This window comes from Microtetraspora niveoalba (assembly GCF_001570405.1).
GTDB lineage: Bacteria > Actinomycetota > Actinomycetes > Streptosporangiales > Streptosporangiaceae > Microtetraspora > Microtetraspora niveoalba.
This window is the reverse complement of the sequence record NZ_BBYM01000013.1, coordinates 137,182-162,359: the sequence shown is the minus strand read 5'-3', so window position 1 is coordinate 162,359 and position 25,178 is coordinate 137,182. Positions and strand designations below refer to the sequence as shown.

Below are 25,178 nucleotides of genomic sequence, written 5' to 3'. Positions count from 1 at the left end.
TAACGTGTTCTTGTTTTCGGGTTAAGGGGTGACTTTTGCGATCACCGACTCGGCGAAGCGCTCCAGATGCCCGATCTTGCGGGCCAGCGGCTCGGTGTCCGGCCCCTTGATGTACGGCGACCGGAAGCCGACGATCACGTCGGTGACGCCCTTGTCGGCCAGCCGCCTCACCCCGTCCACGCTGTACGCGTCGGCGGAGATCACGTGGACCTCGAAGGCCCGGTCGGCCGTGCCCTCCTCCTCGCGCAGCGCGGCCAGCCTGGCCAGCAGCGCGTCCAGTTCGGCGGCGTCGCCCCCGCCGTGCATCCAGCCGTCGCCGAGGCGGGCGGCGCGGCGCAGCGCCGCCTCGCTGTGCCCGCCGACCAGGATCGGGATCGGCTTCGCGGGGGCCGGGGTCATCTTCACCGGCGGGAGGTCGTAGAACTCGCCGTGGAACTCGAAGTAGCCGCCGCTCGTCAGGCCGCGCACCACCGCGACGGCCTCGTCCATCCGCCGGCCGCGCCGCTCCCACGGCACGCCCATCGCCGCGAAGTCCTCCGGCCACGGGCTGATCCCGACGCCGAGGGCCAGCCGGTCGCCGGTCAGGAAGGCGATCGAGCTCGCCTGCTTGGCGACCAGCACCGGCGGGCGCACCGGCAGCTTGAGCACGAACGGCGTGAACCGGATCGTGGACGTCACCGCCCCCATCGCCGCGATCAGGACGAACGTCTCGATGAAGCTCTTGTCCTCCAGGAACTCCCGGTCGCCGGCGGCGGTGTAGGGGTAGCTCGTGGCCGACTCCTTCGGATAGACGAGGGAGTCGGCCACGCTGAAGCTCGCGTACCCCGCCGCCTCGGCGGCCTTGGCGAGCGGGAGGTAGTACGACGGGTCGGTCATGGCCTCGGCGTAGGTGAACCGCATGGAAGCCGAGCGTAATAGAACTCGTTTCAGTTTAGAAGCGCGAACGGGCCCGCTTCCGCCCGAGCGTGGCCGTACCATACGGTATGGTATGGCAACTGGAGCGTGGCGGACATGATGGGACGGGCGCATGGCGAGCAGGCAGGACTGGCTTGAGGCGGGGCTCACGGTGCTGAGCGAGGAGGGGGCACCGGCGCTGACCGTCGAGCGGCTGTGCGGGCGGCTCGGTCTCACGAAGGGCTCCTTCTACCACCACTTCGCGGGCATGACGGGGTTCAGGACCGGCCTTCTCGCGCACTTCGCGGCGGAGTACACCGGCCGCTACATCGACGAGGTGGAACGCTCGGGCGGCTCTCCCTTCGCCAGGTTGGAGCGCCTCCTCGCCCTGATCCTGGCCGAGGAGGGTGAACGCTCCCGCCTGGAGATCTCCGTACGGGCCTGGGCGGCGCAGGACGGAGAGGTCCGCGCCACGCAGGAACGCGTCGACGCCCTGCGCCTGGACTACCTGCGGTCGTTGTGGCGGGAGGCGGGCGGAGCCGAGGCCGACGCCCTGCCCATGGCGCGCCTGTTCTACCTGGTGCTGATAGGGGCGGGTCAGGTGGCCCCGCCGATGACGGCGGGCGACCTGCGCGAGGTGTACGAGCTGGCCATGCGCCTGGCGCCGGGCGACCGGACGCGGAGCCGCGGCCGGGCGGCGGGCGCCGCGGGGACGCCGGGGACGGACGCGTGAGCGGGCTGCCTCGCGGCCAGTCGCCGGCTCCGCTGCGGAGGTTCGGCCTGCCCCGGTTCGCCGGGGTCCGGCCGGAGGTGCCCGTCCGGCCCGTGTTGTCGGTGTCGGGCGTGGTGCGGACGCCGGTCCAGGTCGAGCTCGCCGAGCTGCTCGCGCTGCCGGGCCGCCGCGCGCAGGTCGGCGACCTGCACTGCGTGACGACCTGGAGCGCGACCGGTCTGCGCTGGGGAGGCGTCCCGTTCCGGGCGGTGCACGAGACGCTCGCGGCACGCGTGCGGCCGCATCCGGGGTGCGCCTGGGTGACCTTCACGGGCCTGGACGGCTACCGGAGTTGCCTGGCGCTGGCCGACGCGCTCGCCGAGGACGTCCTCCTCGCGGACACGCTCGACGGCGTTCCGCTGACCCGGGACCAGGGTGCTCCGGCGCGTCTGGTCGCTCCCGCGCACTACGGCTACAAGAGCGTGCGGCACGTGTGCGCGGTGGAGTACCGGCTGAGCTACGACCCGGGGTCGGCGGGCCCGCTGGCGCATCGCCGGGGCCGGGTCGAGAGGGAGGAACGCAGCGTGCTGCTCCCGGGCTGGATGTGGCGGCGGGTGTGGCGCGGGCTCGCCCCCCGTGTGCGCCGCCGCTACGACGGCGACGCCTCCGACCAGGGATCCACCGGCGTCTGACACACGGTCCACGTCCCCGAGCGGGCGTGACCGGCCGGTTCGGCCTTCCCACGCCGGTCGGCTCCGGCCCCGCGCCGGGTGCGACCCGTCTCCGATGGACGGTCCTTCTCGACGGACCATCCATCGGAGACCTCGCCGTCCGGCCGTCGGGCGGCCAGGGGCCGGCGCTCACTTCGTGGACGAGCCCTCCTGGGAACCGAGGACGCTCGACAGGAACGCGCGGGTGCGCTCGTGCTCCGGGGCGGTGAGCAGCTCGCGCGGGCGGCCCCGCTCGACGACCACGCCGTCGGCGAAGAAGGTCAGCCGGTCGCCGACCTCGCGGGCGAAGGCGATCTCGTGGGTCACCACGACCATCGTCATCCCCTCGGCGGCCAGGCCCTTCATGACCTCGAGCACCTCGTCCACCAGCTCGGGGTCGAGGGCGGAGGTCGGCTCGTCGAACAGCATCAGCGCCGGGTTCATCGCCAGCGCCCTCGCGATGGCCACCCGCTGCTGCTGGCCGCCGGAGAGCTGGTGGGGCCGCTTGTGCGCGTGGTCGGCCAGGCCGACACGATCCAGGTGCTCCATCGCCAGCGTCCGCGCCCGGTCCTGCGGCGTGCCCAGCACGTGGACGGGCCCGCAGGCGACGTTCTCCAGCGCGCTCTGGTGGGCGAACAGGTTGAACCGCTGGAACACCATGCCGATGTTCCTGCGGAAGGCGGCGAACTCCTTCGGCGTCCAGGGGTGGTACCGGCCGTCGCGCAGCGTGTGGCCGACCTCCTCTCCGAGCACGCGCAGGCTGCCGCCCAGCACCGGCTCCAGGCCGTTGAGGCACCGCAGGAACGTGGACTTGCCCGAGCCGGACGGGCCGATGACGCAGCTCACCTCGCCGGAGGCCACGGTGAAGTCCACCCCGTTGAGCACCTGCACGCCGCCGTAGCCCATCCGGACGCCCGACGCGACCACGACGGGGGCCGGGCCGCCGTCCACCGCGCCCACCTCGGCGTTCACCCCGGCGTTCACCCCGGCGTTCACCCCGGCGTTCACCCCGGCGTTCACCCCGGCGTTCACCCGGCCACCTTCGGCAGGATCCGCGCCGCCGCGCCGCCGCCGCGCACCAGCCGTACGGCGTCGGAGCCGAACCGGCGCTCCAGCCGGCCCTGCAGGAACGTCGCCACGGCGGTCATGAGCATGTACCAGACGCTCGCCACGATCAGCAGCTCCATGATCCGGTTGTTCGCCTTGTAGATCTGGCTGGCGTTGGTCATCAGGTCGTGCCCGGCGACCACGTACACCAGCGAGGTGGTCTTCAGCATGGAGATGAACTCGTTGCCGGTCGGCGGGATGATGATGCGCAGCGCCTGCGGCAGCACGATGACCCGCATCCGCTTGGCCGGGGTCATGCCCAGCGCGTACGCCGCCTCGGTCTGGCCCCGGTCCACCGCCTGGATGCCGGCGCGCACGGTCTCGGCGAAGTACGCCGCCAGGTTCAGCCCCAGCCCCAGCATCGCCGAGGTGAAGCCGGTCATCACCTGGTTGGTGTCCCACTTGAGACCGATCATGGTGAACGGGATCTTGAGCACTAGCTCGGGGAAGAGGAACGCCAGGTTGTACCAGAAGATGAGCTGCACCAGCACGGGCGTGCCGCGGAAGAACCAGATGTAGAAGGAGGCCAGCCCGCTCAGCACCGGGTTGTGCGCCAGGCGCATGACCGCGACCAGGACGCCCAGCACCAGCCCGAGAGCCGTCGCCAGCACGGAGATCTCGATCGTGACCCAGACCCCGGACAGGATCCGCTCGTTGAACAGGTACTCGGCGACCTTGCCCCAGTCGAGGCGCGGGTTGACCACGACCAGGTAGGCCAGCCATCCGGCCACCGCGAGCGCGACCGCCGCGGCGAGCCAGCGGCCCCAGTGCCAGGTGCGGGCGACGGGGATCGGCGTGCCGGACCCGTCGGCGATCGGTTCGGTGCGCACGTCACTTACCGCCGTTGACCACGGCCGACTCGACGGCGAGCGCGTCCAGGTTCCACGCCTTGAGCAGCTTGCCGTACTCGCCGCTCTTGATGAGGGAGTCGAGCGCGCCCTGGACGGAGTCGATGAGCTGCTTGTTGTCCGGCTTCATCCCGATGCCCCAGGGGCTCGCCGTGCCGTCGAGGGTGATCGCCTCCATCTCGAGCTTGGGGTCGGCCGCCTTGTACGCGGCGACCACGTAGTCGGTGACGCTCGCCTGCGCGCGGCCGTTGCCCACCTGGAGCATGGCCTCCGTGTCGCCGGGGAACTTCAGGATGTCCATGGCGGGCTTGCCGTCCTTCTTGCAGGCGGCGTCGTAGTCCTCGGCCAGCTCCATCGAGGAGCCGTTGTCGACGACGGACACCGTCTTGCCGCACAGGTCCGCGGGCCCGGCGACGCCCGCCGGGTTGCCCTTCTTGACCAGCAGCGCCGCGCCGGCCTGCACGTAGTCGACGAACGTGACCTGGCCCTGCCGTTCGGGCGTGTCGCTCATCGAGGAGATGACGAAGTCGTAGCGGCCGGTGAGCACGCCGGGGATCTGCGAGTTGAACTCCTCGTCGGTGATGGTCACCTTGACGCCGAGCTTCCTCGCGATGGCGCGCGCCAGGGCGGGGTCGAAGCCGATCGCGGTCTTGCCGTCGCTCGCGTACAGCTCCATGGGCGGGTAGCCGATCGAGGAGACGACCTTGAGGCCGCCGGACTTCAGGCTCGCCGGCGCCTTGGCCGCGAGCTCCGGGTCCGGGGTGATGGCGTTGATGACGTCGGCCGCCTTCTCCTCGGCGGGAGCCTGGTCGAGGACGACGGCCGGAGCCGAGGCCGCCGCCGAGGAGTCGCCGGCGTCCAGGGACTGGGCGCCGCAGGCGGCGGTCGCGGCGAGCAGCCCGCCCGCGGTGAGCATGGTGAGGATCCGGGTGTTCAAAAGGGGGGTGCTCCTTCAGATTCGCCGCCGGCGGACCTCGCCGCCGACGACCGTGGTCAGAACCTTGGTGTGCAGCACCGCCTCGGGCGACTCCCGGTAGGGGTCGGTGTCCACCGCGATGAAGTCGGCGAGTCTGCCGGGCGCGAGGACGCCCTTGCGCTCCTCCTCGCCCGCCGCGTAGGCCGCGCCCAGGGTGTGGGCGGTGACGGCCTCGGCCATGCTCAGCCGCTGCTCCGGCTGCCACCCGCCGACGGGGGTGCCGTCGGTCCGGGTGCGGGTCACCGCGGCGTACAGCGCGGCGAAGGGGTTGGGGTGCTCGACGGGGGCGTCGGAGCCGAAGGCCAGCGCCACGCCGACGTTCAGCATCCCCCGCCAGGCGTAGGAGGCCAGGTCGTGGCCGGCCAGCAGCGAGTCGACCAGGTCGATGTCGCTGGTGCAGTGCACGGGCTGCATCGAGGCGACGACGCCCAGCCTCGCCATCCGGGCCAGGTCGGCGGGCCGCAGGTGCTGGGCGTGCTCGATGCGGTGCCGCAGCCCCGGCGTGCGGCCGAGCGCCTCGTAGGCGTCGATGACCAGATGGTTGGCGCGGTCGCCGATCGCGTGCGTCGCCACCGCGATGCCGGCCCCGGCGGCCTTGCCGAACAGCCTGACCAGCTCCTCGTACGGCGTGACCGCGATGCCGTTGTTGCCCTGCTCGCCGGCGAACGCCTCGCTCATGTGGCAGGTGTGCGAGCCGAGCGCGCCGTCGCTGAAGATCTTCACCGGGCCGGTGCGGAACCAGTCGTCGCCCTGCCCGGTGCGGCGGCCCTCGGCGACCGCCTCGTCCAGGTGGATCATCGGGATCGCCTTGTGGACGCGCAGCTTCAGCTCGCCGGCGTCGCGCAGCTCCAGGTAGGCGGCCCGGCAGTCCTCACCGTCGATGTCGTGCACGCTGGTCAGGCCGAGTGCGAGCAGTTCGTCCTGCGCCGTGCGGAGCAGGTCGCGCAGGTCGGGGGAGACCATGAGGTCGCGCAGCGGGTACGAGGCCGCCTCACGCAGGATGCCGGTGGGCTCCCCGGCCGCGTCCCTGACGATCTCGCCGCCGACCGGGTCGGGCGTGCTCGCGTCGATGCCGGCCAGGCGGAGGGCGGCGGAGTTGGCCCACACGGTGTGGCCGTCCACGCTGGGCAGCGCGACCGGCAGTTCCGGGCACACCGAGTCCAGCGCGTACCGGTCCGGCTGGGCGGGCGGCTCCCAGGTGTTGCTGTTCCACCGGCCGCCGAACAGCCAGGCGCCCGGCCGCAGCCGCGCCGCGTGCGCGGACACCAGGGCGAGGGCGTCCTCCAGGGAACGCGCGTCGCGCAGGTCGACCGCGCCCAGGCTCTGCGCGTACTGCGCGGTGTGGATGTGGGCGTCGTACAGGCCGGGGAGCACCGCGGCGCCCTCCAGGTCGATCAGCTCCGCTCCCGGGCCCGCGGCCTCGCGCACCTCCGCGTCCGTGCCCACGGCGAGCAGCAGCTCGCCGTCCACGGCCATGGCCTGTGCGGGCGGTGCGCCGACGACTCCCGTGTGGATGGCGGCGTTGCGGTACACGCGGATGCTCATGTGGCTCTCAAAGGGGTTCGGGGAACGGTGGTCCATCACTGTAGGAGTGGCGAAAAGAAGGCGGAAGCGCTATAAACACGACATTTGGCAGCCCTGAGAGCAAGGAACGCTGATGCTGAAGCCGGAACACCTCCGTACCCTGCGCGAGGTGGTCCAGCTCGGCTCCTTCGCCGCCGCCGCGAACCGGCTCGGGTACACCTCGTCGGCCGTCTCCCAGCAGATGGCCGCGCTGGAGCGGCAGATGGGCGTGAAGCTGTTCGAGCGCTCCGCGCACAGTGTGCTGCCCACCAGCGCGGCCGAGGTGCTGGCCAGGCACGCGGAGACCGTGCTCACCGACATGGAACGCATGATCGCCGCCGTCCAGGCCGTGCACCGGAACAGCGAGCGGCAGATCCACCTGGGGATCTTCCCCAGCTTCGCCGACGTGCTGACCGGCGTCCTGGGGCGGTCGAAGCCGGGGGACCGGGCCGGCGTCAGGATCACCGTCGCCGAGTCCTCCCAGCTCGTCGCGCGCCTCGGCGCGGGCGGCGAGCTGGACGCGGCGATCGTCTACCAGGTGGGGAACTCCGGCCTCTCGTGGCCGTCGGCGCTGGGCCGCCGCTGGATGGCCGAGGACCGGTACAAGGTCGTCCTCCCGGCGTGCTGGCCCGACCTGGCACCGTACCGGGCCGAGCAGCTCGTCGACCTGCCCTGGATCATGCACCACCCGGGCAGCGGCGACGCCTCCTTCTTCGACGGCGTGTTCGCCCGCTGGAGCCTGCACCCCCGGGTGGCCGGCTACTCCGACGACTTCAAGATCACGATGGCGATGATCGAGGCGGGGGTGGGCGCGGCGCTCGTCCCCGATCTCGCGCTGCGCGGGCACGGTCCCGGCGTCGTGGTGGCGGACGTGCCGTGGCTGAACACCAGCCGCAGCATCTTCTCGCTCGCCCGCCCCGAGCGGGAGACCGCCCGCCTGCTGTCCCTGCTCGACGCCCTCGCGGTCTGACCGGGCACGCCGGCCCCCCGCGGCCTCGACGTGGAGCTTCCGTGCGGTTCGACGGGAAGCGATGGAGGGGCTCGATGGAGGGGCTCGACGGAGAGCGGGGGATCTGTCACCATTTGCCGGATCATCGGCGCGGCCGTGACGATCCGCCGCGCGTCGCCGTCGGCCGCCCCGCCCCGGCCGGGGCAGGCGTTAGGAGGTCCTCGACCATGCAGCGTGAGACGGCGTCCGCCATGCCCCCCGAGACGATGACAGGCGAGGCCATGTCGGCGCGCGAGGCGGCGATCGCGCGGTCGGCGGAGGCGATCCGCCGCCACCGCGGGCACAACATCCTGATCGAGGCGGGGGACGAGCCGGTCGTCGACCGGCTCGCGCGCGACGACCGCCCCGCACCCGCCGTCCCGCCCGAGCTGTGGGCCTGGACGTTCGTCGCCAAGGACATGATCGACGTGGCCGGGCTCCCCACCACCCGGGGCTCCATCCTGTACGGGAGCCAGAAGGCGCTGGCCAGCGCCCCGTGCGTCGAGGCGCTGGAGCGCGCCGGGGCCCTCCTCGTCGGCAAGGCGAACCAGCACGAGTTCGCGTGGGGCATCACCAGCGAGAACCCGCACTGGGGAGACGTGCGCAACCCGCGCCACGAGCACCTGACCCCCGGCGGGTCCAGCGGCGGCACGGCGGCGGCACTCGCCGCGGGCATCGCCCGGTTCGGCCTCGGCACCGACACCGGCGGCTCCGTGCGGATCCCGGCCGCCTGCTGCGGAGTGGTCGGGCTGCGCCCGAGGGGCGGGGCCGTCCCGGCCGAGGGGGTCGCGCCGCTCGCCCCGATGTTCGACAGGGTCGGGCCGATGGCCAAGTCCGTGGCCGACTGCGCGCGCGTGTGGCGGGCGCTCTCCGGGGAGGCGGTCGAGACGCCGGACTCGCTGACCGGGCTGGTCGTCGGCGTCGCCGAGGGGTGCGCGCAGGCAGAGGAGTTCGCCGACCTGGGCGCCCAGGTGCGTGAGATCGCCCTGCCGCACGACATCCTGCCGGCGTACTGGACGATCCTGGGCGCGCAGGCCCGGCGCACGCACGAGGGCACGTACCCGAGGGAGGCGGCGAGCTACAGCGAGGGCGTGCGGCGGAAACTGGACGGCGCCGCCGGGATCGGCCATCGGGAGTACCGCCTGGCGGTCGAGACCGTCGCCGCCGTCCGGGCCCGGTTCTCGGCGGAGATGTCCGGCGTCGACCTCCTGGTCACGCCGACGCTCGGCGCCCCCGCGCCCCGGGTCGGATGCGACGAGGCCGCCGTACGCGGCGAGGTCGGCCGGATCACCGCCATCGTGTCCGCGCTCGGCCTGCCCGCGCTGGCGGTCGGCGACCTGCAGATGGTCGGACGCGGCGAGGCGGACGTGCTGCGGGCCGGGCTGTGCCGGGAGGCGCGCGGCGGCGGGATCCCCGAGCCCCGCTGACCTCCGGACCTCCGTTCCGCTGATCGTCGCAACACCCCGCCCCGGGGGGATGCGACGGATTTCGGGATCAGGGAGATGCGATCTCGTGAAGCCTGGCTCAGGGCGCCTCAGCCCTTCCTCACCGCTCGCTCACCTGGGCCGGCGAGGTGCGCCAGGGGGCGCCGTGGCCGGGGCCGGGGAGCACCCAGGATGCCGCCAGTCCGGTCCCAAGCTCCACGGGTCCACCGGGACGACGCCCGTGCAGCGGCCGAACCGGTCGAGGCGCCGGCCGTAGAGCTTGGCCTGCCGCAGGACGATCTGGCGGTCGGCGACGACGACGTGGGGGAAGCGCTCCTCCAACCGCACCACCAGCGGGTGCAGATCGCCCGCGGCGTGCAGGCCCACGGTGAGGAGCATGTTGCGGGCGCCCGCGAGCGCCGCGCACGTCCGGGTCTCCGGCCAGTCGAGCAGCGCGCGGCCCGTCTCCTCCAACAGGGCGTCCGGCATCCGCAGCCACAGCACGGCCGAGGAGTGCCAGCCCGCGTGCGCGCGTGCGAGGTCGCAGCGGAAGTCGATGTCGCCGGACGCGACCAGCCGGGACAGCCGGCGCTGCGCCGTGCGCTCGGACGTGCCGGCCGCGCGGGCCAGCTCGGAGTATCCCGCGCGTCCGTCGGCGAGCAGGGCGGCGAACAGCCGGCGGTCGAGCGCGTCCATCCGCCCGGACGGCTCCGGGGCGGCGGGCCGCCGCGCCAGGTCGCGCGCGGCGCCCGGGGACAACACGCGCAGCCGCCAGCGGCGCGAGGCGTCGAAGACCCGCGTGGCCACGTGGGTGCGCACCTTCGCCACGCCGGGCACCCGGGGCAGGTCGGCGAGTAGGTAGTCCGCCAGCGCGGGCATCGAGGCGGCCACGGCGATCGCGAACAGGTCGTGGTCCGCGGCGACGTGCTGCACGGTGATGAGGTGCCCCGCCGCCGCCAGCCGGTCGGCCACCTCGACCGCCGCTCCGGCCGCGCAGTCGATCTCCAGGAACGCCACGCTCATCGCGTGCATCTGCCGCCGTCCCAGTGCGACGGTGGTCCACGCCTCGCCGGACGCGTTCAGCCGCTGCCAGCGCCGCGCCGCCGTCACCGGGTCGGCGCCGATCGCCGCCCCGACGTCCACCCAGCTCGCACGCGGGTTGATCTGGAGGGCGTCGATGAGTTCGAGGTCGGCCTCCGACAACAACCGCGGCGGCTCGATGCCGGAATCCTGCACGATCACTCTTTCGATGATGCTTTGCTGCGTCTGGCGGCCGAAATCACCTTATCGGGGGATTCTTGGGCGGGCGGCCGTTCGACCCGCCGCACGCCGCCGTGCTTCCGGCACGGGGTTTTCGGGCTCGGGCGGACCTTTCACGACGGCGCGAGGGACCACACGGGGAGCCCGCGGCACGGTGCGAAAGCTTCCGGGACCACGTGGGGAACCCGTGGCACCCGGGGAGAGGACGAATCTCGATGACTCGGTTCGGCGGCGCCCGGCGGGGCCGCGGCCAGGCCGGAGGTGGCCGGTGAACGCCCCACGGCTGGTCGGCGTCCTCGGCGGCATGGGCCCGGCGGCCACCGTCGACTTCTACGGCAAGCTCGTGGAGGAGACGCCGGCGACCTGCGACCAGGGACACGTGCCCGTCGTCATCTGGGGCGACCCCCGCGTCCCCGACCGCTCCATGAGCCTGCTCGGCGCGGGGGAGGACCCGACCCCGTATCTGCGGCGCGGCATCGAGGGACTGAAGCGGGCCGGATGCGAGGTGCTCGCCGTGCCCTGCAACACCGCGCACGCCTTCGTCCCCCGGCTGGCGGACGAGGCCGGGCTGGAGCTGGCCAGCATCGTCGAGGTCACCGTCGACGCCCTCGCCGCCGGCGGCGTACGCGCGGCGGGGGTGCTCGCCACCTCGGGCACGCTGCGCTCCGGCCTGTACGCGGAGGCGCTGCGGGCGCGCGGCATCGCGGTGGTCGAGCCGGACGAGCCGGATCAGCGGCGGGTCATGGCGGCCATCGGCGCGGTCAAGAGCGGCGGCGCGGGCCCGGCCCACCGGCGGGCGTTGGAGGAGGTCTCCGGTACCCTCGCCGCTCGCGGCGCGGAGCGGGTCGTCGCCGCCTGCACCGAGATCGTCCTGGCCCTGGACGGCTCACGCGTCCCCGTTCCGGTCGTCGACCCCGCCCGCCTGCTGGCCCGCCGGGTCGCCGAGCTGGCGCTCGGCTGACGCGCTCCGACCGCCCGCGAGCAGGCGTGCTGGGTCATCGCCACCCGCATCGGCCTGGCCGGTCCCGTCGCCGTTCCGGCCCGCGCCGTGGCCCAGGGGCGGCTCGGCCCCGTGGCGCGTTCACCGCTCTTCCCGGCCGGTCAGTTCGCGCACGCGGCGCAGCAACGCGGCTCGCCGGGCATGCGCGCGTACGGCCAGCGCCAGCGCCGCCGCGACGAACAGGCCCCCTGTCGCCAGGGCGAGCCATGTCCCGGTGCCGCGCTGAACGGTGATGACGGCGACGACGGCTGTGGTGGCGAGCGAGGCGGCCAGGCCGATCCAGGCGGCGATCACTCGATCGGTGGCGAACAGCGGGACCCTGTGTGTCAGCAGCCACCCGCCGTACCCCGTCCAGGCCAGGCAGAACACCGTGAACAACGCGAACGCCAGGTGAGTGTGGCCGGGCAGCGGGCCGGGCTCCGACCACCACAACGCGCTCACGAACACCGTGCCGGCCGCTCCGGCCAGCAGCGCCGCCACCGCCCTGATCCGCGTTCTGCGCGACAGCGACGGCGCCAGCCGCTCGATGATCTCCTGCTCCGAAAGGCGCGGCTCTTCGGTCATGGCCTGTATCCCTTCTTGTCCAGATGCTCGCGTAGCAGGCGACGGGCGCGGTTGAGCCGCGATTTAACCGTTCCGGTCGGGATCTGGCAGATGTACGCGCATTCCTCCACTGGCAGATCCTCCAGGTAGAACAGGACGAGAATCTCCCGCTCCGGCACCGGAAGGTCTGACAGGAAGCCCACCAGCGCGGCACGATCCACCACGGCCTCGGTCGGGTCTTCGGTGACCGCGTCGTCCGCCACGGGCACCTCCTTGGCCCAGGCGTACTCTCCGCGGAGACGATCGGTCACCGACCGCCGGGCGATCGTGAACAGCCATGGCGCGAACCGGCCGGGTTCCCGCAGCCGGGGTAGGCCGCGGACCACGGCGAGCCAGATCTCCTGGGTCACGTCGTCGGCCCGCTCGGCGTCCAGCATGCGCCGCACGTAGGTCCACACCGGCACCCGCCACCGAGCCAGCAACTCGGTCAGCGCCGCGCGCTCGCCCAATTGGGCGCGGATCACCAGCAACTCATCGGTCATCTCGTCCTCCCGTCATCTCAGACAGTCGGGGGAGAGGCCGAGCGGGTTCACGGTTCCCGAATCAGCGTGCGAAGCACGGTCACCGCTGGCCGGGACCGAGACACGGCGCCGTACGCCTGGCGGTCCGTCGAACCGGTGGCCGTCCGCCTACTGCGCGCGTGGCCCGCGACGGCGCCGGCGGACCGGGTGGATGAGCGGACCGGGTGGACGAGCGGGCCGGGGCGCTGCTCCTGAGTGGACGAGGCGCGTCAGGCGCCTTCCCGGGCGGCCTCGCTAGAGGTCCGGGCGGCCCTCGTGCGGTCGTTGCCGCGCGGCAGGGCGGCCAGCCCGGGGAGCCAGCCGAGCGCGACGCCCCACAGCAGCCCGGACACCAGCGCTCCCGCCAGATATCCGGCGTACGCGCCGAGGCCCGCGGACATGGTCTGCGTCAGTACGGCGACCCGCAGCAGGTCGGCGAGCACGGCGCCCGCGACGAACGCGCCCCAGGTGCGCCAGAAGCCGCCGCGCGCGAGCGCCACGACGGCGACGAGCACCAGCGCCGCCGCGCTGTCGGTGAGCGTCACCGGCCAGGTCGTCTCCCCGAGCGGGACGAGCCGCAGCGCGGGCGGCGCGATGGGGAGGCCGAGCGCGGCGGGCACCGCCAGGTAGCCCACCCGGGTGACCAGCGAGGCGCCGAACACGCCGGACGCGACGACGATCATCAGGGTGACGGCTGCGGGGAGGCTGTTGCGAGCGGCGCTCATGTTCGGCATGCTAGCGGCGTCCACGTGCCCGGCGGAAGCCCTCGGAGACCGAATGAAGAGAGCTCGGTGGATCGTGTCCCTCGTCGCGCTGGCCGTACTGGCCGGAGGCGTCGCCACTGTGACCAGGGGAGCGCCCGAGCCGGGCGGACGCTTCGTCACCGACGACCGGGGCAGGGCCCTCATCCTGCGAGGTTTCAACACGGCGGGCAGTACCAAGGACGCCCCGGACACCCTGCCCGAGCTGACCGAGGCGGACATCGACCGCGAGTACCGCGACATGGGGACGAACTTCGTCCGGTTCCTCATCATGTGGCGCGCGGTGGAACCCCAGCCTGGCGTCTATGACAGGAAATATCTGGACAAGGTGGCGGAGCGGGTCCGCTGGTACGGCGAGCGCGGCTACCACGTCATGCTCGACATGCACCAGGACCTGTGGGGCAACGCCATCACCCCCGACCGTCGCGCGGGCAACGGCGCCCCCGCCTGGGCGACCCACCTCGACGGACTGCCGGTCGGCACCGACCAGCCGACCTGGGAGACGTACTACCTGGAGCCGGGCGTCATCCGGGCCTTCGACCACTTCTGGAACACCACCGGCGAGCATCCGGAGCTGATGGACCACTACGCCAAGGCGTGGAAGGCGGTCGCCGCCAGGTTCAAGGACGACCCGGCGGTCCTCGGCTACGACCTGATGAACGAGCCCTGGGGCGGCTCCGTCCAGGGCCCCCGGTTCGAGACCGGCCCCCTCGCCGCCCTCTACCGCAGGAGCATCGCCGAGATCCGCTCCGTGGACCCCTATGGATGGATCTTCCTGGAGCCGCAGGCGGTGGGCGTCAACTGGGGGCTGCCCTCCGCGCTCCCGCACCTCGACGACCCCCGCGAGGGTGAGCCCCGCATCGCCTTCGCGCCGCACCTCTACCCGCTGCCCCTCGACCTGGGGGAGGACTACGCGGCGGGCTCCAAGGAGTGGACCGACCGCACCGTCGGCTGGTGGCGGGACAACGTGCTGCGCACGGCGGACCGGCTCGACGCCCCCGTCCTGCTCGGCGAGTTCGGCCTCGACATGACCCGGCCGGGCGCCGCCGACCTGGTCGGCCAGGTCGTACGGCTCAGCGAGGGCATGGGCGCGGGCATGGCCTACTGGTCCCGGGACGCCGGCTCCTGGGGGCCGTACGACGAGAAGGGCGGGGCCGGCCCGCTGGTCGCGGCCTACGACCGGCCGTACCCGAGGGCGGTCGGCGGCGTCCCCGTGGACATCCGCTCCGACGCGCGCTCGCTGACGGTGACCTTCGACGCCAACGGGACGGGGCCGACCGAGATCTACCTGCCCGCGGCGGGCTTCCCGAACGGCGGCCGGGTCTCGGAGGGCGGGGCGTCCTGGGACGCCGCCCGGCGCGTCCTGACCGTGAGCACCCGGACCTCCGGCCGCGTCACCCTCACGGTCACGCCCGCCTAGATGCGGCGTTCACGCTGATGGACCGCCGCGACCAGGGGCGGGCCGTCCTCCGCCCGGGGCGTGACGGCCGACGTCGCCGTCGGCGCCGCCGCCCGCGCCCGTCCCGGTCAGCCGTTGTCCAGGGTGAGCAGGCCGCGCCGGAAGGCGACGGCGACGGCGGCCGCCCGGTCGTTCACGCCCAGCTTCGTGTAGATGTGCAGCACGTGGCTCTTCACCGTGGCCTCACTGATGAACAGGCGCGCGGCCGCTTCACGGTTGGTGGCGCCCTCGGCGATGAGGTGGAGGACCTCCAGTTCCCGGGCGCTCAGCGGGTCGGCGGGCGCCCGGACCTGGCCGAGAAGGCGGGTGGCGACCGACGGGGACAGCACGGCTTCGCCCCGCGCCGCCGTACGGACGGCATGGATGAGCTCGTCCCGGCCGGCGTCCTTGAGGAGGTAGCCGGTGGCCCCGGCCTCGACGGCGGGCAGGACGTCCCTGTCGGTGTCGTACGTGGTGAGGATGAGGACGCGGGCCGCGATGCCCAGCCTGGCGAGTTCCTTGATGGCCGCGACACCGTCCATCCTGGGCATGCGGAGGTCCATGAGGATCACGTCGGGGTTCAGCGCCCGCGCGAGTTCGACGGCCTGGGCGCCGTCCCCGGCCTCGCCGAGCACCTCGAAGTCCGGGTCGTCGACGAACATGCCGCGGATGCCGTCGCGGACGACGGGATGGTCGTCGGCGATCAGCAGCCGGATCGGGGTCTCAGTCACGCGCGACCGCCGGAACGCTCGCGGAGACGGCGGTTCCGGCGCCGGGTTCCGACTCGATCTCCAGCGTGCCCGCCAGGCGGCTCACCCGCTTGCGCATGGAGGTCAGGCCGAAGCCGCCGCCGTCGCGGACGCGCTCGGGGTCGAACCCGGCGCCGTCGTCGCGCACATCCAGGGTGACCACGTCCTCCATGTACGACAGGGTCAGCCCGACACGGGACGCGGCGGCGTGCCTGGCCGCGTTGGCCAGGGCCTCCTGCGCGGTGCGAAGCAGCGTCTCCTCGACCTCCGGATGCATGGGGCGGACCGTACCAGTGGTGGCGAAATCCGCACGTACCCCGTTGAGCTCACCCCACCGGGTCACGACGTCTCTCAGCGCCTCGGGCAGGGGCGCCGCCTCCAACTGGCCGGGACCCACCGCGTGTACGGAGCGCCGGGCCTCGGCCAGGCTTTCCCGCGCCAGCCGTACCGCGTTGTCCACATGACGCCGCCAGTCCTCGGCACGCCGCGCCGCCTGGAGCTGGGTGATGATGCCGGTCAGGCCCTGGGCGAGGGTGTCGTGGATCTCCGCCGCCATGCGCTGCCGTTCGTCGAGCACGCCCGCCTCACGGGCCTGAACCAGCAGTTGCGCGTGCAGTCCCGCGTTCTCCCGCAGCGCCTCCTCAAGCTGCGCCACCATGCGCTTGCGCTCGTCGCTCCGCTCGGCCGTGACATCGCCGACGAAGCTGAACAGGCCGACCCCTGCGACGATGGCGGCGGTGAAGAACAGATAGCTGAGGATTCCGGACGGGGTGGGATCGGGCAAACCGCCCTGGTAGACGGCGACGTTGATCGCCGCCGTGGCGGTCACGCCGGCGAATCGCCACTTCCCCTTCAGGTACCACCAGGAGTGGAGGTATCCCGTGAACCCGAAGAAGCTCGCGAACCACATCCCCTGCACGCTGAGCGCTCCGATCAGCACCACCAGCCCGGCCACGTAGACCGCGCCTCGCGGCACCAGCCAGATCCAGGCGGCGGCGAGCGCTGCCAGGCCGAGCATGACCCACGACCTGCCGTCGGTGATCAGGGAGAGCACCGTGGAGGTCACCAGCAGGACGTACGGCGCGGCCGCCACCTGGCGCTCCAGCAGCCGCTCCCATCGGTCGAGCCGCCCGGTCATGCCTCACTCACTCCCAGCGGAAGAACCTGGCCGCGGCGATGCTGATGACCACGGCGTACGCGGCCATCACACCGAGCAGCAGAGGGCTGGGAGCGCCCCCCTCCCAGACATCCCGCAGGCACTGCCGGAAAGCCCCCAGAGGGGTGTACTCCCCAATGCGGGCCACGATATCGGGCATCTGATCCGTCGGCTGCATGAGTCCGGCGAGGTACGCCATCGGGAAGTACAGCAGGACGCCGATCCCGTTGGCGGCCCGGCCGTTCGGAGCGAGGGCCGCGATGAGCAGGCCGACGGCGAACAACGCCGCCGTGCCGACCAGGAAGGTCAGCACACCGGGCAGCACCCCGGTGGGCAGGTGGGCCCCGAGGACGGTGCCCGCGACGGCCAGCAGCAGGGCGCATGCGGCCAGCGCGAGGACGAGCTGCAGGAGCAGCTGCACCACCAGCAGGTTCGCCGGGCGCACCGGCGTGGCCGAGAGCCTGCGCAGGATGCCCCGCTCGCGATAGGTGGCCAGGGTGGTGGGCAGCAGGTACAGTCCCACGAGCCCCACGGCGATCGCCAGCGCCATGGGCAGGAGCACGGTGTCCCCCGGCTCGATCGAGCTGCCGAAGACCACCAGGATGAACAGCGGGATGAGCAGCGAGAAGATCGCGCCCGGTTCCCTGGTCAGCAGCTTCAGCTCGACGACGGCAAGCTTGGTCACGGTGTTCCTCCGTCAGTGGGTGGAGCCGAACGAACGGCCGGTCAGGGCGACGAAGGCGTCGTCGAGGGTGCGCTTGTCGATGCGCAGATCGCTGACCAGGACGTGGTGGCGGGCGAGTTCGGCGGTGACCGCCGTGGCGAAGTCACCCCTGCCCGCGACGACCACCCGGTCTCCCGTCCTGGTCACGCCGGTCACCCCGGGCAGCCCGCCCAGCTCGACCATCTCCCCCGCCATCAGCGTGAACCGCATCTGGTGGTCGGCGTCGATCCCGTCGACCAGCCCGGCCGGGGTGTCGAGCGCGACGACCTTGCCGCGGTCGAAGACGGCGACACGGTCGCAGAGCTCCTCCACCTCGTCCATGAAGTGGCTGACCAGCACCACCGTCACGCCGCTCGCCCGGACCCGCTTGATCAGCTCCCAGGTGGTACGGCGGGCCTGCGGGTCGAGCCCCGTGGTCAACTCGTCGAGGAACGCCACCCGCGGATCGCCCACCAAGGCCAGCGCGATGAACAGCCGTTGCTTCTGGCCACCGGACAACTTCCCGAAGCGGGCGTCGCGCTTGTCCGCCAGCCCCCACTCCTCCAGCAGCTCACGCCAGTCCCGCGGCCTGCCGTAGAAGGAGGCGTACAGGTCGAGCGCCTCCCACACCTTGATGTTCTCCGGCAACTGCGTGTGCTGGAGCTGCACTCCGATCTGCTCGCGTACCCGGCGCCCGTCCTTGACCGGGTCGAGCCCGAGCACCCGGATCGATCCGGTGTCGGGCCGCCTCAGCCCCTCCACACACTCCACGGTGGTGGTCTTGCCGGTGCCGTTCGGCCCGAGGATGCCGAAGATCTCGCCCTCCTCCACGGAGAACGACACACCGTCCAGAACTGTCAGGTCCGCGTACCTCTTGCGGAGGTCGGTGACGTCGATCACTGCCATGGCTCAAGCATCTTTCGCCCGCGCCCGGGGCGAATCGACCTGCCGGCCATAGTCGTCCGCGAATGCTGCTGACCCGGAAATCCACCGATCGGTGGATACCGCCCGAAGAGCCTTACGAACTAGTGATCAGCTCGGGCGTACTCGTTCGGCGCTCTGGCCCACCGTCCAAGGCCAGAGCTTCTCCGGGTTGCGTACGGCCCAGATGCGCTTGATCCGGTCGCCTGGAACGTCGAACGCCGCCACCGTCACGGTGACGCCGTCGCGCTGGGCCACCAGACCGGGCTGACCGTTGACCGTACGCTCCAGGATCGTCAGGTTGGGGGCCATGTCGGCGATGGCGACGATGTAGCGGGCGATCTGCTCGCCGCCTTCGATCGGGCGGAGCGCGGCACTGACCTGGCCGCCGCCATCGGCGATCATCGTGGCGCCGGGGTCGAGGAGGCCCACGAGGGCGTGGATGTCCTTGGCCTCCCATGCCTGCTTGAAGTCCCTGACGAGGCCGGCCCGCAGATCTGCCGGAGCCGCGAAAGCCTCCGCCGCTCGAAGGCGACGGCGGGCGGAGGAGGCCAGCTGGCGACACGCCGCCGGTGTGCGGCCGACGATCTCGGCCACTTCGACGAAGGAGTACCGGAAGACCTCGTGAAGGATGAAGGCGACGCGCTCGGCCGGGGTCATCGACTCGAGCACGACCAGGAAGGCCATGTTGATCGACTCATCGAGTGTGATCCGGTCGGCCGGGTCGGCCGTGCCGCCGCCCCGCCCGTTGATCCACTCCGTACGATCCGGCAGCGGCTCCGGGATCCATTCGCCCACGTAGCTCTCGCGCCGGGCCCGGGCCGAGCCGAGCAGGTCCAGGCAGACGCGACTGGCCACCTTCGTCAGCCAGGCGCCGGGGGATGCGATGGCCTCCTGCTGCTGCCGGGACATGGCGTACCAGCGGGCGTACGTCTCCTGCACGACATCCTCGGCATCGGCCAGGGAACCGAGGAGCCGGTACGCGAGATTGATCAGCTGACGCCGCTCGCTCATGATCGCGCTGAGGCTCGGATCGGGCCGGCCGGGCCCCGGCTCGGATGGGGTGGTCATGGTATCCCCGACTTCCTTGATCGCGTCTTCCCTCACCGGATCGACGAGACAGCGCACGGAACTGTGAGGTTCGGCGCTTCGCCTCACATTCCGGGCGGTTGTCTCGTCGGACTACTGAGACACCGGGTCCCCAGCCTCGACCACGGTGAGATCGAGAAGGGAAACTTCGCCATGCCCACGCGCACGACCACGAAGCAAGGCAACCTCATGTTCTTGCGTGTCGCGAGTGCCCTGCAAACCGTGGCCGTCTTCGTCCAGGCGATCACCGCGGGGTTCTTGTTGTCCTCGCCCGGCGACGGGGCACCGCACAGTGCCGGGGCGTACACGGTGTTCGTCGTGGCGCTGGTGCATCTGGTCGTCGCGATCTTGACGTGGCGGCCGGGCGGCGGCTCGCCCGCGCCCATCCTGTACGCGGTCGGGTTCCTGGTGCTCACCCTGGCGCAGGTGGCGCTGGGCATCGCGCATGTGAAGACCCTGCACGTCCCATTGGGGGTCCTGATGTTCGGTTCGAGCGTCCTTCAGCTCGTCTGGATCTGGTCCGGTCGCCGCGCGGTCGCCACGGCATGACGGTCGACGGGTCGTCTCGCGTTCCCCGCGGTCGTGTCGTCTGAGTTCTCACGGTCCGACGACACGCCTTGGCGGCTCCATGGGTGAGCCGAATGTCGGCGGCGGCCGGTAGCTTGTCGAGCACCCTCCGCCGGGGCCTCCGGCCCCTCACCCCCCGGGAAGCAGCACGTGCTCCGTCATCGTTTCGGGCGGCTCGCCGCCTCTGTCGCCGTCGTCTACACGGCGGCGGCCGTCCTGTTCGGCGTCGTCGCCCTGGTCACCGGCGACGGCGCGCTCCTCGCCCGGCTGCTCACGTTCGGGCAGGAGAAACGGCTCTCCGCCGGTTGGGGCGTGCCGGTCGGCGTCCTGATCGCCGCGTTCCAGGGCTGGGCGCTGTGGCAGATCCTGCGGGGGCGGCCGGCCGGGCCGGCCCCGGCGGCAGCTCGTTCCGTGCGCGCGCTCCGCGTGGTGCTGTACCTCAACGCGGCCCTCGGCGTGGTCGACCTGGTCCCGGTGGACCTGCCGTGGTGGAGCGACCTTGTCATCGGGACGGGCGGGCTCGTCCTCGCCGGGCTGTTCTTCGTCGTGCTGCGCGGGTCCGCGCGGGTGATGGCGGCGCTCGCGGCGGCGGCCCTGGCGCTGACCGAGGTGAGCTGGGTCGGCAGCGAGGTGGCCGACCACTTCGACGTCCCGGTCGTCGAGCGGGCCTTCGACGTCGCCGGGCTGTACGGGCTGCCCTGGATCCTCGGCATGGCGTTGCTGCTGATCGCCCAGACGGCGGACGGCAGGTGGAGCCGGGCCACCGTGTGGACGGGGTTCTGCTCCGAGGCGGTGCCGTACCTGCTGTCCCCGCTCGCCACCCGGCTTCTCTTCGCCCTGGCGGACGACGGCGCCGGACCGCTGATGTACGGCCTGGCCGCCGCGACCACCCTGCTGGCCGCGGTGTGGCAGGCGCGTTCCGCCCACGAGCTCGCCGGCCCTCCGCCGGAGCAGGTGGCGCGCGCGGCTCGGCCGGGGCCGGTGCCGCTCCGCTCGCGGACGCTCGCCGTGGCGGCGGTCGCGCTGCCCCTGCTCCCACTGGCGGTCGCCCTCCTCGACGGCACACCCCCGTGGTCGGGAGGGGGGATGTGGATGTTCTCCGCGCCGGAGGGCCCCCTCGGCTTCGTGCTCGCCGCGCTCACGTCGCTGGTCGACACGATCGCCGGGGTGGGCGCCCTGTCGGCGCTGGTCCTCGCCGCGGTCCTGGGGAGGAGGCCCGGCCTGGTGCGGGCGACGGTGCTCGTCCTGCTCGCCGCCGCCGCGGTCGAGGTCGTCATCGCGTTCCCCTCGCTCGCCTCGCTCGGCGATCCGGGGCCCGCCGCCCTCCCGGACGAGTCCGGGACGGTGTACGACACGGTGTCCTATTTCTCGTCCGGCTTCGGGTCGGACGGCGGCCACTCCGGGGTCGCGCGGTTATGGGTCGGCGGGGCCTTCGCCGCGGCGGCCGTCCTTCTCCCGCTGTCGCTGCATCGCCTCGGCGGACGACCGCGTCCGCGGCTCCGCATGGTCACGACGGCGGCGGCGGTGGCCGTTCCGCTCTGCTTCCTCGCGGTGGCCGACCACGGAGGCGGCCCGGTCACCGCTGTGGGCGACTGCGCGGGGTCGTGGCCGGGAGGGCGCGAGCGGGTCGCACCGACCGGTGAGAGAGCCTTCGTCTGCGCCGTGCGTGCCTCCTCGGGCGCGCTGAAGGTCGCGCCGGACCTCCCGGACCGGTTCCTGGTCGCCTACGGCCGCCGGTTGTGCGACGTCCATACGCGCAACGACCCGGCGGAACTCGCCCGCGTCCTCCGTACGGACGGCGTCCAGGTGCGGGAACTGAACCACGTCCTTGCGGAGATCTGCCCGAGCGCCGCCGTCGTCGTCGCGGCGGCACGCGAGCAGGAGGAGCGCGAGATGCGGGAGTGGGAGGAGGAGCGGCGGCGCGTCTGCGCCACCGCGCGCCGCCCCCGGCCCCGGATCAGACCGGTGACCAGGGTGGTCCAGCGGGACCCGGTGTCGATGCCGGACTACGGCGCCCTGGAGGCGTACGAGCCGGACATCGCCGGGGAGGACTACTACGAGGAGAACGATCTGTCCTACTCGGACGACCTGCTGGCCGTCGGGCAGGGGTTCCTCGGCCTCAGCGTCCACTCGGACGTCCCGCTCTGCGTCACGACCGAGACGTACACGCGCCGCCCGCCCGTGGAGATCAGGGGATGGCAGCGTGTGGTCGAGGTCGGCTACCCCAGCGTCAGCGGCGAGATCAGGTTCGCCCACCCGTTGGGCGGCGACCCGCTGCCCGACCTCGCGGTCCGGGGCAGGGGCCACTACCGCATCAGGATCCACTACTCCTGGGACAGGTCGAAGGACGGCGGGGCCGTCCGGCAGCGGCTGCTGATCATGTCGTACCCGGGGCGGGGCGACCGCGTCGTCGTCCACCGGAAGCCCGTCGAACGCTGACCGCCCGCGCCGGGGTGCTCCACCGACACCGGTCCGTGCACCGAGCACAAGCCCCGGCGACGAGCGAGGTGGCGTCTCGCGCTCCGGACCCGGCAGCAGGGCCACGACATGATCGCCCGTTGCGGTGAGAGAGTTCGCAGGGCTTCGAGTGCTGTCTGCGCCCATGTCCGCCGGGCGAGCGAGGCGTGTGAACGGCGCGGCGGCCGGCTCAGCGCAGCTCGCCCGTGATGATCCACAGGTGGCCGAACGGGTCACGGATGCGGCCCGAGCGCTTGCCGTAGGGCCGGTTCTCGATCGGCACAACCACCTCGGCGCCGTGCGCGATCATGCGTTCGCCGACCGCGTCCGGATCGTCGACCTCGACCTCGAGGAGGACCGCGGATCCGCCGAGATCATCGGGTGACAGCCATCCCCACGATGAGACGGCAGGTGAGACCCGGAAGGACGACTCGCCGACGCGGAGGTCGACGACGCTGGGCCGGCCATCGTCGCTCCGGGGAGCGCTGAACACCTGCTCAGCGCCAAGGGCGACCTGGTAGAACGCCGACGCACGGTCCGGGTCGGGCACGATGAGACGGGGAGAAAGACGAATATCAGGCGTCATGAGCCCATCGTCGGGCCGGACGGAGGCAGGGGTCTTGAAGATTTGGGAACGTCCCCCGCGTCCGCCGTCATCTGGACGCACCCCACGGCCTGGTGGCCTGTCGCGGCCGATGGACCCTACGCGACCAGGCCTTCGCTGCGTAGCCACTCGGTCGGCGTACACCCGGCCATGGCCCGCCATTCCCGGGTGAAGTGCGCCTGGTCGGCGAATCCCGCCGCCGCGGCCACTGCCGCCAGGCTGACCGTCCCGGCACGGGCGGCGGCCACCAGTCCGCCACGTGCGGCCTCGAACCGAAGGAGCCGCTGATACTCCTTCGGCGTCACCCCCAGCTCCGTCCGAACCGTACCGCTCAGGTGACGCCGGGAGCACCCGAGAAGCCGAGCCGCCTCCTGCACCCGGGCGGTCCCGGACAGTGCCGCCAGGGTGGCCCGCAGTTCTTGTCCGCCGGTGTTCTCCTGGTGCCGGGCCCATCCGGCGATCAGGGCGCCTTCGACGAGGGATCGGCGTTGCGGCCAGGACCGGCAGGCCGCCAGCTGCTCCGGCAGGTGCGCCATCGCCGGGGCCACGTCGGCGAGATCGGCGACGTGCCCGGCCAGCGCCGACGCCGGAATCCCCAGCAGCGCGCCGGCACCCAGCGGGCTGAGTTTCAACCACACGCCGCGGGTGCCGCCCTCCTGCCTCAGCTCGGCCGCGTTCAGGTGAAGCCCGGCGACGACGGCCCGGAACCGTTCCCGCGAGCCGGGCCGCCCGAGCCACGCGATCTCCAACGAGTCCGCCTCCGGAATGGTGATCGACATCGTGGACGAGGGCAGCCCGCGATGAACGCCGACCGGGCCCGGGCCGAGCTCGTAGGGGCTCAGTGTCGCCACGAACGGCGCCAGAGCCGCAGACGACCTCTGATGAGCGGGCACGATGGTCATCCCTTCACGATATGGCGGCCCGGCGACGCGACCGACGTCTCCGCTACGGTGGCACGCCCGCCTGATGCGGCTTCCCAAGATCGATGGCTGGACATCGTCGAACAGCGCTCGCCTGCGGATGTCGCCTCCTCACGAGGCGCTGCCCGCCGGGCCGAGGCTGTTCAAGAAGCCGCTGACCGGCATCGCCGAGAAGGCCGGGATGGACCTGCCGGTCATGGGCATGACCGGCAGCGCCAGGAGCACGGGCCGCTCGGTCTCCAGATGGCCGCCGGCCATGGCGGGGCTCGGCGGCGAGGTCTAGGCTGTGGCCTGCGATCGCCGCATGATCTTCCGTATTCGCCCAAGCGATGATCGCTGATGGCCGTTGCCCGACAGCCCGGCTCCCCGGCTGGACGAATGGATCGACAACCTCGGAGGATCCTGTCCGATGGCGACCTACGTATTGGTCCACGCTGCGGCGGTCGACTCCTGGTATTGGGGACCGCTCTCCGCCGAGCTGCGAGACCGGGGCCACGACGTGGTGGCACCGGATCTGCCCTGTGATGACGAGTCGGCCGGGCTCGCGGAGTACGCGGACACGGTGGTCGAGGCGATCGGCGAGCGCACCGATCTGGTCGTCGTCGCCCACTCGTTCGGTGGGTTCACCGGTCCGCTGGTGTGTGATCGGGTGCCGGCCGACCTGCTCGTGATGCTCCAGGCGCAGATCCCGGCCCCCGGCGAATCGCCGGGCGAATGGTGGGGCAACACCGGATACTGGGCGGCACGGGAGGAAGCCGACCGGCGCCGAGGCGTCGCGGCCGGCACGGAGGAGGACACGCTCTCCCTGGTGCTGCACGACACCCCGACCGGCCTGGCCGCCGAGTTCGTGGCCGGGCACCAGCGGCACCAGGCGGCTACGCCATTCGGCAAGCCGTGGCCGCTGACCGCCTGGCCGGATGTGCCGACCAGGTTCCTGCTGGCCGCCGACGACCGCTTCTTCCCGGCCGAGTTCATGCGCGGGATCGTCGCCGAGCGTCTCGGTTTCCGACCGGACGTAATGCCCGGTGATCACTGCCCGATGCTCGGCCACCCGAAGGAACTGGCCGACCGCCTTGAGGCGTACCGCACCGGGCTCTGACCAGCCCGCTCTCACGCCGGCCGACCAACCGGCCGACCAACCGGCCGACCAACCGGCCGACCAACGCCGCCGGATCGAACGGCGCTGTCCGGACCGCACGACGTCCGCTCGCCGACGCCGATGACACCT

The 25,178-nt window shown here is 72.4% G+C and carries 26 protein-coding genes; 10 read left to right on the top strand and 16 right to left on the bottom strand.

Annotated features, from left to right (window positions below):
* Positions 1–21: 21 nt before the first annotated feature.
* Positions 22–900 carry a TIGR03619 family F420-dependent LLM class oxidoreductase gene (locus tag AWQ70_RS14055; RefSeq protein WP_067175422.1) on the bottom strand — a complete coding sequence of 293 codons (879 nt, stop codon included), beginning with the start codon at positions 898–900 and terminating at the stop codon, positions 22–24.
* A gap of 127 nt (positions 901–1,027) precedes the next feature.
* Here AWQ70_RS14055 and AWQ70_RS14050 point away from each other — a divergent pair, with 127 nt between their 5' ends.
* On the top strand, positions 1,028–1,627 hold the full coding sequence (locus tag AWQ70_RS14050) for a TetR/AcrR family transcriptional regulator (RefSeq protein ID WP_067175419.1): 600 nt from the start codon (positions 1,028–1,030) through the stop codon (positions 1,625–1,627).
* On the top strand, positions 1,624–2,298 hold the full coding sequence (locus AWQ70_RS14045; RefSeq protein ID WP_067175416.1) for a molybdopterin-dependent oxidoreductase: 675 nt from the start codon (positions 1,624–1,626) through the stop codon (positions 2,296–2,298). Before AWQ70_RS14050 ends, AWQ70_RS14045 begins: the two co-directional genes overlap by 4 nt.
* A 168-nt stretch (positions 2,299–2,466) precedes the next feature.
* On the opposite strand, the gene AWQ70_RS14040 is transcribed toward AWQ70_RS14045, so the two are convergent.
* From AWQ70_RS14040 to AWQ70_RS14025, 4 genes are all read right to left on the bottom strand, one after another.
* The gene (locus AWQ70_RS14040) at positions 2,467–3,222 is read right to left on the bottom strand and encodes an amino acid ABC transporter ATP-binding protein (RefSeq protein WP_067175535.1); all 756 of its coding nucleotides are present in this window, start codon (positions 3,220–3,222) and stop codon (positions 2,467–2,469) included.
* Positions 3,223–3,344: 122 nt separating this feature from the next.
* Entirely contained in the window at positions 3,345–4,253 is a 909-nt protein-coding gene (locus tag AWQ70_RS14035; RefSeq protein WP_067175413.1) for an amino acid ABC transporter permease, read from the bottom strand.
* Between the two features lies 1 nt (position 4,254).
* Positions 4,255–5,208: an ABC transporter substrate-binding protein gene (locus AWQ70_RS14030; protein ID WP_067175410.1), complete on the bottom strand. Its 954-nt coding sequence runs from the start codon at positions 5,206–5,208 to the stop codon at positions 4,255–4,257.
* 15 nt (positions 5,209–5,223) lie between these two features.
* Positions 5,224–6,792, bottom strand: coding sequence for an amidohydrolase (locus tag AWQ70_RS14025; protein ID WP_067175407.1), 1,569 nt, complete (start codon positions 6,790–6,792; stop codon positions 5,224–5,226).
* Positions 6,793–6,904: 112 nt separating this feature from the next.
* Here AWQ70_RS14025 and AWQ70_RS14020 point away from each other — a divergent pair, with 112 nt between their 5' ends.
* Positions 6,905–7,780, top strand: a complete 876-nt coding sequence (locus AWQ70_RS14020) for a LysR family transcriptional regulator (RefSeq protein WP_067175404.1) — start codon at positions 6,905–6,907, stop codon at positions 7,778–7,780.
* Between the two features lie 206 nt (positions 7,781–7,986).
* The gene (locus AWQ70_RS14015; protein WP_067175401.1) at positions 7,987–9,225 is read left to right on the top strand and encodes an amidase; all 1,239 of its coding nucleotides are present in this window, start codon (positions 7,987–7,989) and stop codon (positions 9,223–9,225) included.
* A 129-nt stretch (positions 9,226–9,354) separates the two neighbouring features.
* On the opposite strand, the gene AWQ70_RS14010 is transcribed toward AWQ70_RS14015, so the two are convergent.
* Positions 9,355–10,464: an Lrp/AsnC family transcriptional regulator gene (locus AWQ70_RS14010; protein WP_067175398.1), complete on the bottom strand. Its 1,110-nt coding sequence runs from the start codon at positions 10,462–10,464 to the stop codon at positions 9,355–9,357.
* Positions 10,465–10,750: 286 nt separating this feature from the next.
* Between AWQ70_RS14010 and cuyB the strand changes: the two genes are divergently transcribed.
* Positions 10,751–11,443, top strand: coding sequence for a cysteate racemase (gene cuyB / locus AWQ70_RS14005; RefSeq protein WP_067175395.1), 693 nt, complete (start codon positions 10,751–10,753; stop codon positions 11,441–11,443).
* 120 nt (positions 11,444–11,563) lie between these two features.
* Here cuyB and AWQ70_RS14000 read toward each other — a convergent pair whose 3' ends face one another.
* From AWQ70_RS14000 to AWQ70_RS13990, 3 genes are all read right to left on the bottom strand, one after another.
* On the bottom strand, positions 11,564–12,046 hold the full coding sequence (locus tag AWQ70_RS14000; RefSeq protein WP_067175392.1) for a hypothetical protein: 483 nt from the start codon (positions 12,044–12,046) through the stop codon (positions 11,564–11,566).
* The gene (locus tag AWQ70_RS13995) at positions 12,043–12,567 is read right to left on the bottom strand and encodes an RNA polymerase sigma factor (protein ID WP_067175390.1); all 525 of its coding nucleotides are present in this window, start codon (positions 12,565–12,567) and stop codon (positions 12,043–12,045) included. Before AWQ70_RS13995 ends, AWQ70_RS14000 begins: the two co-directional genes overlap by 4 nt.
* A gap of 248 nt (positions 12,568–12,815) precedes the next feature.
* Complete coding sequence (locus AWQ70_RS13990; RefSeq protein WP_157530060.1) at positions 12,816–13,310, bottom strand: hypothetical protein; 495 nt, start codon at positions 13,308–13,310, stop codon at positions 12,816–12,818.
* A gap of 52 nt (positions 13,311–13,362) precedes the next feature.
* Here AWQ70_RS13990 and AWQ70_RS13985 point away from each other — a divergent pair, with 52 nt between their 5' ends.
* The gene (locus AWQ70_RS13985; RefSeq protein WP_067175385.1) at positions 13,363–14,766 is read left to right on the top strand and encodes a cellulase family glycosylhydrolase; all 1,404 of its coding nucleotides are present in this window, start codon (positions 13,363–13,365) and stop codon (positions 14,764–14,766) included.
* A 107-nt stretch (positions 14,767–14,873) separates the two neighbouring features.
* On the opposite strand, the gene AWQ70_RS13980 is transcribed toward AWQ70_RS13985, so the two are convergent.
* The 5 genes from AWQ70_RS13980 to sigJ all read right to left on the bottom strand — a co-directional run bounded on the left by AWQ70_RS13980 (position 14,874) and on the right by sigJ (position 19,384).
* Positions 14,874–15,515 carry a response regulator gene (locus AWQ70_RS13980; RefSeq protein ID WP_067175382.1) on the bottom strand — a complete coding sequence of 214 codons (642 nt, stop codon included), beginning with the start codon at positions 15,513–15,515 and terminating at the stop codon, positions 14,874–14,876.
* A complete protein-coding gene (locus AWQ70_RS13975) occupies positions 15,508–16,671 on the bottom strand; it encodes a sensor histidine kinase (RefSeq protein ID WP_067175379.1) in 1,164 nt (387 codons plus the stop codon). Before AWQ70_RS13975 ends, AWQ70_RS13980 begins: the two co-directional genes overlap by 8 nt.
* Positions 16,672–16,678: 7 nt before the next feature.
* Positions 16,679–17,374 carry an ABC transporter permease gene (locus tag AWQ70_RS13970; RefSeq protein WP_067175376.1) on the bottom strand — a complete coding sequence of 232 codons (696 nt, stop codon included), beginning with the start codon at positions 17,372–17,374 and terminating at the stop codon, positions 16,679–16,681.
* A 12-nt stretch (positions 17,375–17,386) separates the two neighbouring features.
* The gene (locus AWQ70_RS13965) at positions 17,387–18,298 is read right to left on the bottom strand and encodes an ABC transporter ATP-binding protein (RefSeq protein ID WP_067175373.1); all 912 of its coding nucleotides are present in this window, start codon (positions 18,296–18,298) and stop codon (positions 17,387–17,389) included.
* A 126-nt stretch (positions 18,299–18,424) separates the two neighbouring features.
* Positions 18,425–19,384 carry an RNA polymerase sigma factor SigJ gene (gene sigJ, locus AWQ70_RS13960; RefSeq protein ID WP_067175370.1) on the bottom strand — a complete coding sequence of 320 codons (960 nt, stop codon included), beginning with the start codon at positions 19,382–19,384 and terminating at the stop codon, positions 18,425–18,427.
* Between the two features lie 171 nt (positions 19,385–19,555).
* On the opposite strand from sigJ, the gene AWQ70_RS13955 reads away from it, so the two are divergent.
* Entirely contained in the window at positions 19,556–19,951 is a 396-nt protein-coding gene (locus tag AWQ70_RS13955) for a hypothetical protein (protein ID WP_067175367.1), read from the top strand.
* Positions 19,952–20,119: 168 nt separating this feature from the next.
* Positions 20,120–22,408, top strand: a complete 2,289-nt coding sequence (locus AWQ70_RS13950) for a hypothetical protein (RefSeq protein ID WP_067175364.1) — start codon at positions 20,120–20,122, stop codon at positions 22,406–22,408.
* Positions 22,409–22,616: 208 nt separating this feature from the next.
* Here AWQ70_RS13950 and AWQ70_RS13945 read toward each other — a convergent pair whose 3' ends face one another.
* Positions 22,617–23,012, bottom strand: coding sequence for a VOC family protein (locus AWQ70_RS13945; RefSeq protein WP_067175361.1), 396 nt, complete (start codon positions 23,010–23,012; stop codon positions 22,617–22,619).
* Positions 23,013–23,128: 116 nt separating this feature from the next.
* On the bottom strand, positions 23,129–23,932 hold the full coding sequence (locus AWQ70_RS13940) for a helix-turn-helix domain-containing protein (RefSeq protein WP_245646945.1): 804 nt from the start codon (positions 23,930–23,932) through the stop codon (positions 23,129–23,131).
* 118 nt (positions 23,933–24,050) lie between these two features.
* Between AWQ70_RS13940 and AWQ70_RS13935 the strand changes: the two genes are divergently transcribed.
* Together AWQ70_RS13935 and AWQ70_RS13930 are read left to right on the top strand one after the other, a co-directional pair.
* Positions 24,051–24,233: a hypothetical protein gene (locus AWQ70_RS13935; RefSeq protein WP_067175358.1), complete on the top strand. Its 183-nt coding sequence runs from the start codon at positions 24,051–24,053 to the stop codon at positions 24,231–24,233.
* A gap of 126 nt (positions 24,234–24,359) precedes the next feature.
* Positions 24,360–25,049, top strand: a complete 690-nt coding sequence (locus AWQ70_RS13930; protein ID WP_067175529.1) for an alpha/beta fold hydrolase — start codon at positions 24,360–24,362, stop codon at positions 25,047–25,049.
* The last annotated feature ends 129 nt before the right edge of the window (positions 25,050–25,178 follow it).

What these genes read in the sequence shown, in the direction of transcription:
- AWQ70_RS14000 (WP_067175392.1), bottom strand. Translation starts at nt 12,046, where the DNA reads ATGACCGAAGAGCCGCGCCTTTCGGAGCAGGAGATCATCGAGCGGCTG.
- AWQ70_RS13975 (WP_067175379.1), bottom strand. Translation starts at nt 16,671, where the DNA reads ATGACCGGGCGGCTCGACCGATGGGAGCGGCTGCTGGAGCGCCAGGTG.
- AWQ70_RS14025 (WP_067175407.1), bottom strand. Translation starts at nt 6,792, where the DNA reads ATGAGCATCCGCGTGTACCGCAACGCCGCCATCCACACGGGAGTCGTC.
- AWQ70_RS13995 (WP_067175390.1), bottom strand. Translation starts at nt 12,567, where the DNA reads ATGACCGATGAGTTGCTGGTGATCCGCGCCCAATTGGGCGAGCGCGCG.
- AWQ70_RS14020 (WP_067175404.1), top strand. Translation starts at nt 6,905, where the DNA reads ATGCTGAAGCCGGAACACCTCCGTACCCTGCGCGAGGTGGTCCAGCTC.
- AWQ70_RS13965 (WP_067175373.1), bottom strand. Translation starts at nt 18,298, where the DNA reads ATGGCAGTGATCGACGTCACCGACCTCCGCAAGAGGTACGCGGACCTG.
- AWQ70_RS13940 (WP_245646945.1), bottom strand. Translation starts at nt 23,932, where the DNA reads ATGACCATCGTGCCCGCTCATCAGAGGTCGTCTGCGGCTCTGGCGCCG.
- AWQ70_RS14055 (WP_067175422.1), bottom strand. Translation starts at nt 900, where the DNA reads ATGCGGTTCACCTACGCCGAGGCCATGACCGACCCGTCGTACTACCTC.
- AWQ70_RS14015 (WP_067175401.1), top strand. Translation starts at nt 7,987, where the DNA reads ATGCAGCGTGAGACGGCGTCCGCCATGCCCCCCGAGACGATGACAGGC.
- AWQ70_RS14050 (WP_067175419.1), top strand. Translation starts at nt 1,028, where the DNA reads ATGGCGAGCAGGCAGGACTGGCTTGAGGCGGGGCTCACGGTGCTGAGC.
- AWQ70_RS13990 (WP_157530060.1), bottom strand. Translation starts at nt 13,310, where the DNA reads ATGAGCGCCGCTCGCAACAGCCTCCCCGCAGCCGTCACCCTGATGATC.
- sigJ (WP_067175370.1), bottom strand. Translation starts at nt 19,384, where the DNA reads ATGACCACCCCATCCGAGCCGGGGCCCGGCCGGCCCGATCCGAGCCTC.
- AWQ70_RS14040 (WP_067175535.1), bottom strand. Translation starts at nt 3,222, where the DNA reads ATGGGCTACGGCGGCGTGCAGGTGCTCAACGGGGTGGACTTCACCGTG.
- AWQ70_RS13945 (WP_067175361.1), bottom strand. Translation starts at nt 23,012, where the DNA reads ATGACGCCTGATATTCGTCTTTCTCCCCGTCTCATCGTGCCCGACCCG.
- AWQ70_RS13935 (WP_067175358.1), top strand. Translation starts at nt 24,051, where the DNA reads ATGTCGCCTCCTCACGAGGCGCTGCCCGCCGGGCCGAGGCTGTTCAAG.
- AWQ70_RS13930 (WP_067175529.1), top strand. Translation starts at nt 24,360, where the DNA reads ATGGCGACCTACGTATTGGTCCACGCTGCGGCGGTCGACTCCTGGTAT.
- AWQ70_RS13955 (WP_067175367.1), top strand. Translation starts at nt 19,556, where the DNA reads ATGCCCACGCGCACGACCACGAAGCAAGGCAACCTCATGTTCTTGCGT.
- AWQ70_RS13985 (WP_067175385.1), top strand. Translation starts at nt 13,363, where the DNA reads ATGAAGAGAGCTCGGTGGATCGTGTCCCTCGTCGCGCTGGCCGTACTG.